Source organism: Rhodococcus sp. NBC_00294 (assembly GCF_036163995.1).
Classification (GTDB): domain Bacteria; phylum Actinomycetota; class Actinomycetes; order Mycobacteriales; family Mycobacteriaceae; genus Rhodococcoides.
Genome location: NZ_CP108043.1, coordinates 3,056,398 through 3,071,852, shown reverse-complemented (window position 1 = coordinate 3,071,852; position 15,455 = coordinate 3,056,398). Strand labels below are relative to the sequence as shown.

Genomic DNA, 15,455 nt, shown 5'->3' with positions numbered 1-15,455 from the left:
TCGTCAGAGGAAGATCGACGACCCCGTCGTCGGCTCCTCACGCGCCACTGCGGAGTACGCGGCTGCCAGGAGCGCCGGATCCGGTCCTTCGAGGCGGCCCGGCTTGGCCAGTCCGTCCAGCACGACGAAGCGCAGCAGCCCGTTGCGGTTCTTCTTGTCCGTCTGCATGCCCGACAGCAGATGGGCGAACGCGTCCGCGTCGTAGCTGACGGGCAGTCCCACCGCCTGCAGGATGCTGCGGTGCCGGTCGGCGACATCGTCCGACAGTCGCCCCGCGAGACGTCCGAGCTCGGCGGCGAACACCAGACCGACGGAGACCGCGGCGCCGTGGCGCCACTTGTACTTCTCGCGGCGCTCGATGGCGTGTCCCAGGGTGTGGCCGTAGTTCAGGATCTCGCGAAGATCGGACTCCCGGAGATCGGCCGCGACGACCCGAGCCTTCACCTCGATGGAGCGCCGGATCAGCTCGGGCAACACCTCGCCCGTCGGGTCCAGCGCGGCAGCGGGATCCGCCTCGATGAGGTCGAGAATCACCGGGTCGGCGATGAATCCGGTCTTGATCACCTCGGCGAGCCCGGCCACGATCTCGTTGTGCGGCACCGTCTCGAGGGTCGCCAGGTCCACCAGGACGGCCGCAGGCTCGTGGAAGGCACCGACGAGGTTCTTCCCGGCGTCGGTGTTGATGCCGGTCTTGCCTCCCACGGCCGCGTCGACCATGGCGAGCAGCGTGGTGGGCACGTGCACGATGCGGACGCCGCGCATCCAGGTGGCCGCGACGAAGCCGGCGAGATCGGTGGCCGCGCCGCCGCCCAGGCTGACCACGGCGTCGCTCCGCGTCAGACCGATGCGGCCGAGCACCTCCCAACAGAAGCCGGCGACGGCCAGTTCCTTGCCGTCCTCGGCATCGGGGATCTCGATGCGGTGTGCGTCGATCCCGTTGTCCGCCAGTGCTGCTCGGACGGCCTCGGCGGTCTCGGCGAGCGGAGGCTGATGGAAGATCGCGACGGTGCGCGTGCCCGCGAGCTGCTCCACCAGGTCGGTGAGCAGACCGCGACCGATGATCACGGGGTACGGGTTCGCCGTCCGGACGTCGATACGAACAGGTTCTGTCACGAGAGCGTCTCCTGTGCTGGGGGTGGATCCTGCGGTGGTCGGGTACGGCCGGTCCGTGGTGCCGACTGCCGCGGCAACGGTCCCGGATCGGTGGGGATCGGACGTCCGCCCTTGCGCCGGATCCGACGCCGCGGCGAGGTCCGCTGCGGTGGTGCGGCCGGCGCGGGGACGCGGTCGGCGGGGGCGACGCCGAGACGGCCGAGCACAGCGGTGACGACGCGAGCGGGGCTGCGGCCGTCCGTGCGGACACGGATGGTGGACACCTCGCGGTACAGGGGTCGCCGAGTGCGCATCAGTTCGCGGTACTTCGCCCGCGGGTCCGAGCCGGCCAAGAGGGGTCGTGAAGCGTTGGCAGTGGTCGCACCGGTGCGCCGGAGGCCCTCGCCGACACTGATCTCGAGGTAGACGACGGTGTGACCGCGGAGCGCCGCACGAGTGCGCGAGGACAGGATCGCCCCACCGCCCAGGGACACGATGCCCGGATACGTGCGCAGCGCATCGAGCACGATGCGCTCCTCGATGGCACGGAACTCCGCCTCACCGCTCTCGGCGAAGATCTGCGGGATGGTGCGGCCGGTGTCCTTCTCGATGGCCACGTCCGTGTCGTACACCTGCGTGCCCAGGGCCTGAGCCAGCCGTCGGCCGATGGTGGACTTCCCGGCGCCGGGTGGCCCGATCAGCACTGCACGCGGCGGACCGGAGACCTCCCCGGCTTCGTCCGACCGGCCTCCGGCCTGCCCGGTCATCGCGGCGGACGGGCTTGCGCGTTCTCCACGTAGCGGCGCACGTTGCCGGCGGTCTCGGCGACGGAGTCGCCTCCGAACTTCTCCAGCGTGGCGCGGGCGAGCACCAGAGCCACCATGGTCTCCGCGACGACCCCCGCGGCCGGCACGGCGCAGACGTCGCTGCGCTGGTGGATGGCCACCGCACCCTCGCCGGTGGACATGTCCACCGTCGCCAGGGCACGCGGAACCGTGGAGATGGGCTTCATGGCCGCGCGCACCCGCAGCGGGGCGCCGTTGGTCATGCCGCCCTCGATGCCGCCGGCGCGGTTGGTGGTGCGGACGATCCCGTCCGGGCCGGGGAGGATCTCGTCGTGGGCGGCGCTGCCGCGGCGGCGTGCGGTCTCGAACCCGTCGCCGACCTCCACACCCTTGATGGCCTGGATGCCCATGAGTGCCGCGGCGAGCTGCGCGTCGAGCTTGCTGTCGCCGGTGACGAACGAGCCGAGTCCCACGGGAAGGCCGTGGACGACCACCTCGACGATGCCGCCGAGGGTGTCCCCGTCGCGCTTGGCCGCTTCGATCTCGGTGATCATGGACTGCTCGGCCACGGCGTCGAACGCCCGCACGGGGCTGGCGTCGATCGCCTCGATGTCTCCCGCCGACGGCTCCGGGCCCTCGTACGGGTCGGACGCGCCGATCGAGATGACGTGCGACAGGACGTCGACGCCGAGGACCTGTTTCAGGAACTGTCGCGCGACGGTGCCGACCGCGACGCGGGCGGCAGTCTCCCGTGCGCTGGCACGCTCGAGCACGGGCCGGGCGTCGTCGAAGCCGTACTTGAGCATGCCCGAGTAGTCGGCGTGGCCGGGGCGCGGACGGGTCAGGGGCGCATTGCGCGCGAGGTCGGCGAGCACGGCGGGATCGACCGGGTCGGCCGCCATGACGGTCTCCCACTTCGGCCACTCCGTGTTGCCGATCTCGATGGCGACGGGACCGCCGAGCGTCGAGCCGTGCCGGACACCGCCGATGACGGTGACCTTGTCGGCCTCGAACTTCATGCGGGCGCCGCGGCCGTAGCCCAGGCGTCGTCGGGCGAGCTGAGCTCCGATGTCCTCGGAGGTCACCTCGACTCCGGCCACCATGCCCTCGAGAATGGAAACCAGGGCAGGGCCGTGAGATTCTCCGGCAGTGATCCATCGCAACACGGATCGATCTTTTCACGTCCCGGCGTTCACCCACGCCACCAGGGTCGCCGCACACAGAGCGGGTCCGTGCGGAATCACCGCCGCTCCCCCGGTTCGTCCCGTCATCGCCGCCAGCACCAGCGTCGTCGTCGGTGCCAGCACGGCGGCCACCGTCCACACGGACGGCCCCGAGACCGCGCCCAGTCCCCCGAGTGCGAGGCACAGCTTGACGTCGCCGCCTCCGATCGATCCGGGTGACGCCACCGACCCGACGAGGTGCACACCGGCCAGAGCCAGGCCGCCGAGGAGCGCCAACTCGCCCCCACCCTGGTGGGCGGCTGCCAGGAGCACCGCACCCGCGGCGGGCAGCGTCAGATCGTCCGGCAGGCGGTGACGGACCAGGTCGACGAGCGCGACGGCACAGGACCACGCGCCGACCGCGAGGATCGCCACGTCGGTGGTGACCGCGCCGAGCGCGGCGCCGACGACGGCGGCCGCGAGCAGGTCGGGCACCGTCGGCGTCACCCACCGACCGACGGTGAGAAGAGCGAGGCAACACAGCGCGGATCCGAGGAGGACGGTCATGCAGTCACGGTGGCACCGGTGACTCCCATGATTCGTGCCGCGGCGACCCGCCCGGGGACGAGGGCGCACCCGGGGATGGTCAGGACTCCCGCAGAGCCTGTTCCATCGCAGCACGCGGGGCAGGCATACCGGTGAACTGCTCCACCTGACCGAAGGCCTGGTGCAGCAGCATCTCGAGACCGCCGACGACGACGCCACCGGACTGCTCGACCGCGGCGGCCAGCGGCGTGGGCCACGGGTGGTAGATCGCGTCCAGCAGCACGCGCGTCCCGCGCAGTGCGTCGATCATCGCAGCGCCGCCCTCGGGCGGGACGGTGGACACCACGGCTGCCGCGTCCGCGACCGCTCGCGGCAGCGCGTCGTCGTCCGGTGCACTCCACCGAGCGGTGAGACCGGCGTCGCGAGCACAGACCAGAGCTCCCTCCGCCCGCTCCTCGTCCCGCGAGACGACGGTGACCGCATTCGCCCCGAGATCACGCAGAGCGACGAGCGCTGGGCGGGACGTTCCGCCCGCCCCGACGACGACCACCGACGCTCCCGACAGGTCACGGACACCGACCGTGCCGAGGGCCCCCGTGACACCGTCGACGTCGGTGCAGTCGGCGCGCCAGCCCGAGTCGGTGCGTACCAGGGTGTTCGCCGAGCCCACAGCGATTGCGCGCTGCGTTCGTTCGGTCGCACAGGCCAGAGCCGCGAACTTGCCCGGCATCGTCACCGACAGTCCCACCCACTCGGGTCCGAGGCCGTCCACGAACTCTGGAAGCCGTTCCGCGGTGCACTCCACCCGCTCGTAGGTCCACCCGGTGAGCCCGAGCTCCCGGTACGCCGCCGCGTGCAGGATCGGTGAACGCGAGTGCGCCACCGGCGACCCCAGAACGGCCGCGCGCCTCGTCGACGAGGCGTCGGAGACGGACGTCACCGGCCGCTGTCGAGGAACCCGCCCTCGACCTTCGTGATGTTGTCCAGGTGCACCTGGTAGTCGTCGGTGAAGAGCGTCTCACCGGCGGCGTTGATGGTGACGAAGTAGAGCCAGTTGCCGGGCTCGGGAGCCTCGGCGGCCTGCACCGCTGCCACACCGGGAGAGCAGATCGGCGTCGCCGGCAGACCCTCCTTGGCGTAGGTGTTCCACGGCGTGACGTTCGCACGGTCGGCGTCGGTGGTGGCCACCTCGGTGGTGTCCAGCGAGTAGTTGACCGTGGAGTCGAACTCCAGACGCTGCCCGATGGCGAGACGGTTGAGGATGACGCGCGCCACCTTGGCGAAGTCCTGCGGCAACGCCTCGCGCTCGATGAGGGACGACGCCACGAGCACCTGGTACGGGTCGAGACCCGAGGAGGCGCCTGCCTCCAGTAGACCGGTGTCCTCGTAGATCGCGGCACTCTCGGACACGAGCTGACGCAGGATGTCCGTCGGTGCGGCGCTGGGGTCGAAGTTGAACGTGCCCGCGGCGATGAGCCCCTCGAGCTGACGATCGCGATCCGGCACCTGCCGCACCGCGTCGGTCGCCCAGTCGGCGACACCGAGTGCGGAAGGATCGTCCCCCGCACCCGCGAGGTTCAGGTCGTCGTATGTCACGCACGGAAGACCCTCTCCGACAGCACAACTGGCCTCGGAGATCAGCGTGTAGATGCCCTTGCGGACGGCGCCTGTGTTGACGTCGGTCGAGTCGTGCAACTGACGGCCCTCGGCGATCTGGATCTGGCCCACTCGCGATGCCGGGTCCACCAGTGCGGAGACCGCGTCGGCCGCCGCCATCTGCGAGCGCATCCGATAGAATCCGGGCTGCACGGAGGTCATCGCGGTGTTCTGGACCGCGGCCTCGTAGAAGGCCGCCGAGCTGGCGGTGACGTCCTTGTCCGCCATCTCGGTCGCGATCTCCTGTGCGGTGTCGCCCGAGGCGACCTGCACCACCACGGCGTCGCCGCCGGGACCCGGGTAGTCTTCCGCGACCGCGGCCCCGCCGCCGGTGAACTTCGACACTCCCCACACACCTCCGACGGCCACGAGGCCGACCAGGACCAGCACACCGAGTCCGCCGATGATGCGCGAGCGACGTTTGCGACCGGCCGCGGCGCGGTCGCGGCGGGTGTCCGCGCGGCTCGCGCGGCTCGGGCGGTCACCGGGACCCGACGCCACTCGCGCAGGACGGGCGCGGCGGTCGTCGGCGAGCGGCTGACGGCGCAGGTCGTCGACCGGGAGATTCAGCTCGTCGGTGTCCCACTCGTCGCGTCGGCCGGGCCGCTGTCCACGACCGTCGTCCGTCACGGGGTCGTCCCCGGTGTGTCCTGCTCCGGACCGTGATTCTCGGGCACCGTTGCCCCCTCCTCGTTCGCCTGGGCGACCATCTCTCGCGCCAGGACACTGCGGCGCTCGTCGAGCCACCCTTGCAGGATGGCGACCGCCGCCGCCTGGTCGATCATCGACCGTTGGTCTCTCGCGCGGACGCCGCTGTCTCGAAGACCACGCGCGGCACTCACCGTAGTCAAGCGTTCGTCGGACAGCCGCACCGGCACGCCGGGCAGCGCACGGTGCAGGACTCGGGCGAAACGGACAGCCAGCGTGGCGGCGGTTCCGCGCTCGCCGCGCAGCGTGCGCGGCAGACCGACGATGATCTCGACGGCCTCGTACTCCTCGGCGAGCGCGACGATCCGCTGGACGTCGGCCGAGTCGGTGTGCGTCTTCGCTGCGCGCGGGACCGTCTCGACGGGTGTGGCGAGGGTGCCGTCGGGATCGGAGGACGCCACTCCGACGCGCACGCTCCCGACGTCGATCGCGAGCCGCCGCCCTCGCCCCGGGTCGTCGGCGCCCGGCCGGTCGGGCGCGGAGCTGCCGGCGGCCACCGTCAGGAGTTCCCGGCGATCTCGGTGACGCGACCGAGCAGAGCCTCGATCGCCGCGGGAACACCCGACGCGTCCGACCCGGCTCCCTGCGCGGTGTCGGCCTTGCCACCGCCGCGGCCGCCGATGCTCGGACCGAAGGCACCCACCAGTTCACCGGCCTTCACGCCGAGTTCCTGCGCGGCCTTGGTCGTCGACACGACGAACGGCACCTTGCCGTCGACGTCTCCGAACAGCGCCACCACCGCGGGCTGCGTGCCGAACCGGCCGCGAACGTCGCCGACGAGGGTGCGCAGATCCGCGGCACCGACGCCGGCCGGCGCGGGCTCCGCGACGACGAGCAGCGACCCGACCCGGCGCGCCGTGTCGACGTAGGACCCGGCGGACGAGAGCACGGCGGCGGCGCGAGTGGCCTCGAGCTCCTTCTCGGCGACGCGGAGCCGTTCGACGAGGTTCTCGATCCGCGCGGGCACCTCGTCGGTGGGCACCTTGAGCGACGAGGCGACACCGGCGAGCAGCGCCCGCTCCTTGGCGAGGTACTTGTACGAGTCGAGGCCGACGAAGGCCTCGACGCGTCGCACGCCCGACCCGACCGACGACTCTCCGAGGAGCGTCACCGGGCCGATCTGCGACGAGTGCTGGACGTGGGTGCCGCCGCACAGTTCCATCGAGAACGGTCCGCCGATCTCCACGACCCGGACCTCGTCGCCGTAGTTCTCACCGAACAGCGCCATCGCCCCCATGGCCTTGGCGTCGTCGAGACCGGTGACGAAGGTGTTGACCGCGAAGTCGGACGCGACGGCGTCGTTGGTGACGGACTCGATGTCCTCGCGCTGCGATTCCGACAACGCACCCTGGTACGTGAAGTCGAATCGCAGGTAGCCGGGCTTGTTCAGCGATCCGGCCTGTACCGCGTTCGGGCCCAGGATCTGGCGGAGTGCGGCGTGCACCATGTGCGTGCCGGAGTGTCCCTGGGTGGCGCCGCGGCGCCACTGCTGGTCGACGTGCGCGGTGACGACGTCGCCCTCGGTGAGCTGCCCCTCGTCGACGGTGACCTTGTGCACCCACACGGTCTTCGCGATCTTCTGCACGTCGCCCACGGTGACACTCAGTCCCGGGCCCGTGAGGGTGCCGATGTCCGCGAGCTGTCCGCCGGACTCGGCGTACAGCGGGCTGCGGTCGAGGATGACCTCGACCTTCTCCCCCGCAGCGGCGGTGGGCACCCGCACGCCCCCGGCGATGATCGCGAGAACCGTTGCCTCGCTGTCCAGCTCGTCGAAACCGGTGAACTCGGTGGGACCACGGTCGACGAACTCCTTGTACACCGTCAGGTCGGTGTGCGCGTGCTTGCGCGACTGCGCGTCGGCCTTCGCACGGTTGCGCTGCTCCGCCATGAGCGTGCGGAATCCGGCCTCGTCGACCTGCAGGCCCGTCTCGGCCGCCATCTCGAGTGTGAGGTCGATGGGAAAGCCGTACGTGTCGTGCAGGACGAAGGCCTCGTCACCGCTGATGCGGGTGCCGCCGGACGCGGTCACGGCCTGAGCAGCGTTGTCGAAGAGGCGCGATCCGGACGTGAGGGTCGCGAGGAACGCCTTCTCCTCGCCGACGGCGACGGACTCGATGCGCGCGAAGTCCTCGACCAGTTCCGGGTACGACTCGGCCATCGTGTCGCGGACGACCGTGACGAACCGCGCCATCGAGGGGTCCTCGGCACCGAGCAGGCGTGCGCTGCGCACGATCCGGCGCAGCAGACGCCGCAGCACGTAGCCACGGCCGTCGTTGCCCGGCGTCACGCCGTCGGCGATGAGCATGACCGCGGTGCGGGCGTGATCGGCGATGACGCGGAACCGCACGTCCGCGTCGTGGTTCTCCCCGTACCGACGGCCGGACAGTGCCTCGGCCTCGGTGATGACGGGACGGACCAGATCGGTCTCGTAGACGTTGTCGACGTCCTGCAGCAGGAACGCCACGCGCTCGACACCCATACCGGTGTCGATGTTCTTGCGCGGCAACGGCCCCAGGATCTCGAAGTCGTCCTTCGACGTCCCCTGTCCGCGCTCGTTCTGCATGAACACGAGATTCCAGATCTCGATGTAGCGGTCCTCGTCCGCCTCCGGACCGCCCTCCTTGCCGAACTCGGGTCCGCGGTCGTAGTAGATCTCCGAGCACGGCCCGCAGGGTCCGGGAATGCCCATGGACCAGTAGTTGTCGGCCATGCCTCGGCGCTGGATGCGCTCGTCGGGCAGACCGGCGACGTCCTTCCAGATCTGGATGGCCTCGTCGTCGTCGAGATACGCTGTGGCCCAGATCCTCTCGGGATCGAAGCCGTAGCCACCGTCCTCGACGGACGAGGTGAGCAGTGACCACGCGAAGCCGATGACCTCGCGCTTGAAATAGTCGCCGAACGAGAAGTTGCCGGCCATCTGGAAGAACGTGTTGTGGCGGGTGGTCACGCCCACGTTCTCGATGTCGCCGGTGCGCACACACTTCTGCACACTCACGGCACGCGCGAACGGCGGGGTGCGCTGCCCGAGGAAGTACGGGACGAACTGCACCATGCCGGCATTGATGAACAGCAGATTCGGGTCGTCGAGGACCAGCGAGGCGCTGGGGACGGGGGTGTGTCCCAGCTTCTCGAAATGGTCGAGGAAACGACGGCGAATCTCGTGAGTCTGCACGGAAACACCCTAGCGCGCGAGAGCACGCACGATTCTGCGGAGCTTGCCGACGCGCGTCTCGAGGTCTCGCTCCGCTCCGTGGTTGGTGGGCCGGTAGTAGTCGGCGCCCACCAGCTCGTCCGGCGGGTACTGCTGGGCGAGCACACCGTCGGGGTCGTCGTGCGGAAACTTGTAGCCCACCGCGTTGCCCAGTGAGGCGGCTCCCGTGTAGTGCCCGTCGCGCAGGTGCGGCGGCACGGCGCCTGCCTTCCCCGCCGCGATGTCGGCCATCGCCGCGGACAGCGCGCTGGTGACGGCACCGGACTTCGGTGCGGTGGCGAGGTGGATGGTGGCCTGGGCGAGGGCGAGCCGCGCCTCGGGCATCCCGATCGTCTGCACCGCCTGCGACGCCGCCGTCGCGACCAGCAACGCGGTGGGGTCGGCCATGCCGATGTCCTCGCTGGCGTGCACCACGAGCCTGCGGGCGATGAAGCGTGCGTCCTCACCGGCGGTGATCATCCGGGCGAGGTAGTGCATGGCCGCGTCGACGTCGGAACCGCGGATCGACTTGATGAACGCGCTGATGACGTCGTAGTGCTGGTCACCGTCCCGGTCGTACCGCACCGCGGCTCGGTCGACACTCTTCTCCACGGTCTCGAGATCCACGGTGCCGCCCGCACCCGCAGTGTCGGCGGCCGCCTCGAGCGCTGTCAGACCCCGTCGAGCGTCACCGCCGGCCAGCCGCACGAGGTGTCCGAGCGCCTCGTCGGTCACCGTCACCGACCCGCCGAGACCGCGCTCGTCCGCCAGGGCCCGCGTGAGAACCTCGCGGATGTCGTCGTCGGTGAGCGACCGGAGCTGCAGCACCAGGGACCGTGACAGCAGCGGCGACACGACGGAGAACGACGGGTTCTCCGTCGTCGCGGCGACGAGCAGCACGATCCGGTTCTCGACGGCGGCAAGCAGGGCGTCCTGCTGGGTCTTGGAGAACCGGTGCACCTCGTCGATGAAGAGCACGGTCTGCTCGTTGTTCAGCAGCCGGCGACGCGCCAGGTCGATCACGGCCCGGACGTCCTTGACGCCCGCGGAGAGCGCGGACAGGGCCTCGAACTTGCGGCCGGTGGCACCCGAGATCAGGGACGCGAGCGTGGTCTTGCCGGTGCCGGGTGGGCCGTAGAGCATGACCGACGCTGCCCCGGACCCCTCCACCAGGCGGCGCAGCGGGGCACCCGGGGTGAGGAGGTGGCCCTGGCCCACGACCTCGTCCAACGACCGTGGACGCATCCGCACGGCCAGCGGCGCACCCGGTGTGCTCGCACGCGGGGACGGGACGAACGCGTCCCCGTCGGGAGCAGCGGTGTCGTCGTCGAAGAGGGAGTCGTCGGCGCTCATCGGACGGTCAGGACGCGGCGGCGGGCCACCGCGCCGCGAGTGCCTGCCGGACATCGCCCGCGAAGTCCGCGAGATCGTGGTGCCCGACGAAGCGCGCGTACTCCGAGAGGATGGACCACCGCGTGGTCAGCGCGGCGGCGCGGGGCACCGAGAGGTGGTGCCGACGCAGTGCGGCGTTGCGGGTGTCGTCGTCGGGGAGGAACCAGTGCGTCGTGAGCCAGGCCCACACCAACTGGGCGTCCAGCAACTTGGCGTGCAGCACGTCGTCGTCGGCGAGGTGCGGCCAGATTCCGACCACCTCGGCGCGCCACGCATCGACCATGGCCTCGGCGCGTTCCGGCGTGAGATCGAGACGGCACAGGCACCCGGGGTAGGACAGGAGCGTGTAGGCCACGTCGAGAGTGGCGTCCCGGAAGCCTCCCCACTCGTAGTCCAGGAATCGCACGCCCTCGTCGTTGACGATGATGTTGTCCGGGCACAGGTCCGACGGACTGAAGGCGCGGTGTCCGCCGGAACCGAAGAGTTTGGCCGCGCGGGCGACGGCGGCGGCGACCGCGGGCGGCACCTCGATGCCGAGATCCGCGGCGAGCATCGCCGGGACGTCCGACTGGGCCACCGCGACCTGATCGGCCAGCCCGTCCCGAGAATCGGCGACGCCGGCGCGACCGAGGAGCGCCCCGAAATCCTCCTCGCGGCCGAACGTGGCGGCGTGCATCCGCCCGAGTGCCTGGGCCAGAGCCATGAGCGAGTTGGTGACGGACGACGGATCCGGGTTCGCGATCAGACTGGTGAACGGCGCGGCGTCCCCCAGGTCACTGAGGACGAGGAGCCGTTCCTTCAGGTCGTACGCGATGAGGGACGGACCGGGACGGGTGTGCGTCGCGAGGGCGGTGGCGAACTGGTACGAGACCGCTTCGCGCAGGAACGCCGTGTGATCTCCGGCGCCGAGACCCGTGCGGGACACCGACTCCGTGGACGTCTCGCGGACCTGCTTGATCACGAGCGTGCGGGGCAACTGGAACGGGTTCTCGGCCACCCGGACACGGATGACCACAGTGCGCCCGCTGCCGCCGAGATCGACCGGGTCGACCAGGGTCACCGATGCTCCCGTGCGTCTGGTGAGGAGTTCTCGTGCTGCTGCCACTGCTTCGGTGACCGGATCTGCCAACATTGCCGTCATCGATTGTCCGACCCACCTCGTCCGTGAACGGGCAGGTCATTCCTCGTTTCCGTACTCGCGTCGGCCCGCGAGGGCCGCCTGTGATGCTGTGTGCGTACTGCCGGAGCAAGATCGGGTTCCCCGCTCCACAGTCGATGAAACGGGCTCGCTGTGCGGTTTCTCGACCCTATCGCACTCTCGGCGACAGCTCGGGGGCGCCGCTGGGACCTCGGTGCCCATGAGAGGCAAGACCCGAGGTCAGACGGCTCGGACGATCGGCGCGACGTCGACCGACACGGCGATGCGGCTCCCCGCCGACTCCGTGTAGATGATGCCGCGCAGCGGCGGGACGTCGTCGTAGTCACGGCCCCACGCCACCGTCACGTAGCGCTCGTCCACCCACTGGTCGTTGGTCGGGTCGAAGGCCAGCCACGAGCCGTCCGGTGACCGCACCGCCGCCCAGGCGTGGGTGGCGTCCACGCCCACCATGCGTTCCTTGCCCGGCGGCGGCTGAGTCGCGAGGTAGCCGGAGACGTAGCGCGCGGCGAGGCCGTGCGAGCGCAGGCACGCGACGGCGACCCGTGCGAAGTCCTGACACACACCGGTCCGGGCGGCGAGGACGTCCGCGACGGTCGTCGAGATGGTCGTCGACCCCGACAGGTAGGCGAAGTCGGTGTGGATCCGGTGGTTGAGGTCGAACACCGCCTCCACCAACGGGCGGCCCTCGGTCAGCGAGAGCGCGGCGTACTCGTGCACCTCGTCGGTGATCTCCGGTGGCACGAGATCGAGCACGAAGTCGACGTCCAGGGCCCCGTCGACCCCGGTGGGACGAGCACTCTCCCACGCCGTCGTCGCAGCCCGGGTGGTGAGGCGAGCGGGGTCGGGAGGGTCCACGGCGACCAGGGCGCGCGCGGTCACGCACAACCGGTCGTGATCGGTGGTGACGTGGAAGTAGACGTCCTCGTTCCCGAAGAGGTCGACACCGGTGGACCGGTCGGTCGGCGTCGGCGTCACGGTGACGGAGGCGTCGAGACACCGCTGCTCCGAGGTCGAGCGCGGGAAGAGGTGGCCGCGGCCGTACGACGACGACACGGTGCCCTGATAGACGTACTCGGTGCGGTGGGTGATGGCGTACCACCGCGCACCCTCGTGATCGGTCACGACAACACCCGTCCGCCGCCGCGTCCCCACAACGGCTGCGTGCCGCCGGGCAGCGTCAGGTGCGCCGCGGTGATCGACTCGGAGAGGTCGAGCAGATCGGTATGCACCGACCGGACGACGTCGTCGAACTCCGATCGGGTCCCGGTGGAGTCGACGTCCTCGAGATCGGACGGGTCCACTCGGCGCAGCGTCGCGACGATGCGCTCGAGCGCCCGATCGGTGCGGGAGGTCCCCGTCGACCCGGGCAGCGACGCCAGGTTCACCGCTGCTCGTTCCACCGAGTGGATGACCGAGCGCGGGTTGCCGCCGTCGAAGAGCACGAGCTCGGCCACGGCGCCCACCTCGGGAGCACCGCGATAGCGGCGCCGGTAGGTGACCGACGAGTCGGCGGCGTTCAGCACCGCCCCGAGCACGGCCTGCTCGACGGCCGGTGGACGTGCGGTGCCCACGGTCTCGGCGAGCAGGGCGGTGATCTGCAGAGCGCGCTCGATGCGCTTGCCCGTGTCCATGAGGAACCAGCCCGGATCGTGCACCATCGACTCGGCCGACAGACCGGCGACGGCGAGCATCGACCCCACGACACGGCTCTGCGTCGACCAGAGCCCCGCCTCGTCGGACACCGGCGACGCCGCACACTCGGCGAGCGCGGTGTCGAGCCGGTTGAACACCGCCCAGGTGTCCTCGCCCAGCTGATCCCGCACCGCGCGGGCACACGTCTGCAACGCCGCCACGGCGTGCGCGAGCGAACCGGTGCGCCGCGTCCGCACCGTCAGCGACCGGAACTCCGCGAGCAGGTCCGACCGCGTGGTCGCGGCGCGGAACCCCGGCGCCGTCGCGGTCACCGCGGTCACCGCGTCGAGCACCACGGCCAGGGCGACGTCCGTGTCGGACCGCGCCTGCTCCCCGAACGGCGTCTCGCCGCGATGATCGCGGACCATCTGGTTCGCGGCCACCAGCAGGCGGGCCGTCGCCTCGGCACGCTCGCCGTAGCGACCCATCCAGTACAGGTCGTCGAGCACACGCGGCGTACTCACCGAGTCGATGACACGGGGACGGCGTCCACCCATCGGACGCGGTGCGTCGACGGCGCTCGACACGTCCGGCTGATCCGACCGGCCGCGACGCTCGGCCAGCACCCACACGTCCTTGGCAGCGGTCGTGGCCATGGGCTCCGACGGCGGATCCGTGACCAACACCTGGGCGAGACCGCCCGTCATCGGGGTGTAGCCCCGGCGCCCGCCCACGTCGAACAGTCGGATGCCGACGGGCCTCGGCAGCACGGCGGCGTCGTGCCGGCGATGACCGACCGGCCCGACGGGCGACGTCGCCAGGTCCGGTATCGCCCGCGCCGCCCACCCCGTCGGGTCCGCCCCGATCCGCCGCACCAGCTCGTCCCGCTCGCGCATGGACAGCGCGGGACCGACGACGCTCTCGTGCGAGCCGATCGCGTACACCACGAGCGAACCGATACGAGAGACGATGTGCGACAGGCCGTGTGGATCCCCCGCCCAGAAGGCCGGGACCGAGTCGAGCAGGGGCTCCTCCCCGAGCAGCGCCCGGCCCAGCTCCGGCAGCCGTCCGAACAGCGCCGCGTTCTCGAGGACGCCGCTGCCGATCGTGTTGACCACGGTGACGGCTCCGCGCCGCGCGACCTCGAGCAGTCCCACGACACCGAGGCGTGACTCGGGGCGCAGGTCGAGCGGATCCACGTAGTCGTCGTCGACACGGCGCACCACGACGTCGACGCGGCGCAGGGTGCCGAGCGAGCGCATCCACAGGGCGCCGTCGCGGACGACCAGATCAGCGGACTCGACCAAGGGGAATCCGAGCACCGAGGCGAGATGCGCCTGGTCGAACGCCGTCTCCGACCAGACACCGGGACTGAGCACCACCACGAGCGGGTTCTCGGCGGCGGCAGGCGCCACCTCGACGAGGGCCACGCGCATCGCACCGACGTAGGTGCTCGCGGGACGGGGCGCCACCCGGCCGAAGACAGCCGGTACCGCACGCGCGACGATCGACCGGTCCGCCAGGGCGTAGCCGGCGCCCGACGGTGCCTGAGTGCGGTCGGAGAGGACTCGGAACTCGCCGTCGGTGCATCGGGCGATGTCCGCCGCGTGGAAGAACAGCTGATGTGGGCCGGGGATGGTGATGCCGTGCGCGGCTCGGAGATAGCCGCGATGCCGGAAGACGATCTCCGGCGGCAGCAGACCGCGGCGAATCAGGGTGCGCTCGCCGTACAGATCGGTGAGCACCGCGTCGAGGATGCGCGAGCGTTGCAGCATGCCGGCCTCGAGCCGGTCCCAGTCCGGCGCCGACACCACCGTCGGCACCACGTCGAGCTCCCACCGCGCACCGGACTGCGTCGACGACGGCGATTCGGACGACGCGTCCGCCGTGTCGTTGTAGGTGATGCCGGAGTCGTCCACCAGACGGCCCACGCGCAACTGTGCGGCGGCGAGATCAGCCGGGGTCACGTCCTCGGCGCCGGGGAGGGCCGCCCAGCGCTCTCGTAGCCGCGGACCACCGTCGACGGCGTTCTCCACGAGGTCGTCGTGGCCGTCCGGACGGATCTCGTCGAGGTACGCCGCGAGCACGGGAGATGTGGCCTCACCCTGCTGCACGCAACTCCCCCTCCGCAG

At 70.9% G+C, this 15,455-nt stretch carries 11 protein-coding genes and 1 pseudogene; all 12 read right to left on the bottom strand.

Translation table 11 applies throughout. The features are described from left to right. Positions 1 to 3 precede the first annotated feature (3 nt). The 12 genes and pseudogenes from aroB to OHB23_RS14365 all read right to left on the bottom strand — a co-directional run bounded on the left by aroB (position 4) and on the right by OHB23_RS14365 (position 15,437). On the bottom strand, positions 4 to 1,113 hold the full coding sequence (aroB, locus tag OHB23_RS14420) for a 3-dehydroquinate synthase (protein ID WP_027505251.1): 1,110 nt from the start codon (positions 1,111 to 1,113) through the stop codon (positions 4 to 6). Between the two features lie 191 nt (positions 1,114 to 1,304). Next, positions 1,305 to 1,859, bottom strand: a pseudogene (locus OHB23_RS14415) (shikimate kinase); the annotation flags it as partial. Continuing rightward, on the bottom strand, positions 1,856 to 3,043 hold the full coding sequence (aroC, locus tag OHB23_RS14410; RefSeq protein ID WP_027505250.1) for a chorismate synthase: 1,188 nt from the start codon (positions 3,041 to 3,043) through the stop codon (positions 1,856 to 1,858). The gene aroC and the pseudogene OHB23_RS14415, both read right to left, overlap by 4 nt. Positions 3,044 to 3,055: 12 nt before the next feature. Beyond that, positions 3,056 to 3,607 (bottom strand): prepilin peptidase, encoded by a 552-nt coding sequence (locus OHB23_RS14405; protein ID WP_328809771.1) that lies wholly within the window; start codon positions 3,605 to 3,607, stop codon positions 3,056 to 3,058. 79 nt (positions 3,608 to 3,686) lie between these two features. Next, a complete protein-coding gene (locus OHB23_RS14400; RefSeq protein WP_328809770.1) occupies positions 3,687 to 4,526 on the bottom strand; it encodes a shikimate dehydrogenase in 840 nt (279 codons plus the stop codon). Further along, positions 4,523 to 5,872: an endolytic transglycosylase MltG gene (locus OHB23_RS14395; RefSeq protein WP_051613215.1), complete on the bottom strand. Its 1,350-nt coding sequence runs from the start codon at positions 5,870 to 5,872 to the stop codon at positions 4,523 to 4,525. The genes OHB23_RS14400 and OHB23_RS14395 overlap by 4 nt, the downstream gene beginning before the upstream one ends. Beyond that, positions 5,869 to 6,447 carry a Holliday junction resolvase RuvX gene (gene ruvX, locus OHB23_RS14390; RefSeq protein WP_051613214.1) on the bottom strand — a complete coding sequence of 193 codons (579 nt, stop codon included), beginning with the start codon at positions 6,445 to 6,447 and terminating at the stop codon, positions 5,869 to 5,871. Before ruvX ends, OHB23_RS14395 begins: the two co-directional genes overlap by 4 nt. A gap of 2 nt (positions 6,448 to 6,449) precedes the next feature. Continuing rightward, positions 6,450 to 9,122 (bottom strand): alanine--tRNA ligase, encoded by a 2,673-nt coding sequence (alaS, locus tag OHB23_RS14385; RefSeq protein ID WP_328809769.1) that lies wholly within the window; start codon positions 9,120 to 9,122, stop codon positions 6,450 to 6,452. 9 nt (positions 9,123 to 9,131) lie between these two features. Then, positions 9,132 to 10,493, bottom strand: a complete 1,362-nt coding sequence (locus tag OHB23_RS14380; RefSeq protein WP_307092885.1) for a replication-associated recombination protein A — start codon at positions 10,491 to 10,493, stop codon at positions 9,132 to 9,134. 7 nt (positions 10,494 to 10,500) lie between these two features. Continuing rightward, positions 10,501 to 11,673, bottom strand: a complete 1,173-nt coding sequence (locus OHB23_RS14375) for a kinase (RefSeq protein ID WP_027505245.1) — start codon at positions 11,671 to 11,673, stop codon at positions 10,501 to 10,503. Between the two features lie 237 nt (positions 11,674 to 11,910). Continuing rightward, positions 11,911 to 12,813 carry a transglutaminase family protein gene (locus OHB23_RS14370; protein ID WP_056444737.1) on the bottom strand — a complete coding sequence of 301 codons (903 nt, stop codon included), beginning with the start codon at positions 12,811 to 12,813 and terminating at the stop codon, positions 11,911 to 11,913. After that, complete coding sequence (locus OHB23_RS14365) at positions 12,810 to 15,437, bottom strand: circularly permuted type 2 ATP-grasp protein (protein WP_328809768.1); 2,628 nt, start codon at positions 15,435 to 15,437, stop codon at positions 12,810 to 12,812. Before OHB23_RS14365 ends, OHB23_RS14370 begins: the two co-directional genes overlap by 4 nt. Between the last annotated feature and the right edge of the window lie 18 nt (positions 15,438 to 15,455).

Excerpts from the sequence above, each read along its gene's own strand:
- OHB23_RS14405 (WP_328809771.1), bottom strand. The coding sequence starts at position 3,607 with ATGACCGTCCTCCTCGGATCCGCGCTGTGTTGCCTCGCTCTTCTCACC.
- OHB23_RS14380 (WP_307092885.1), bottom strand. The coding sequence starts at position 10,493 with ATGAGCGCCGACGACTCCCTCTTCGACGACGACACCGCTGCTCCCGAC.
- OHB23_RS14375 (WP_027505245.1), bottom strand. The coding sequence starts at position 11,673 with ATGACGGCAATGTTGGCAGATCCGGTCACCGAAGCAGTGGCAGCAGCA.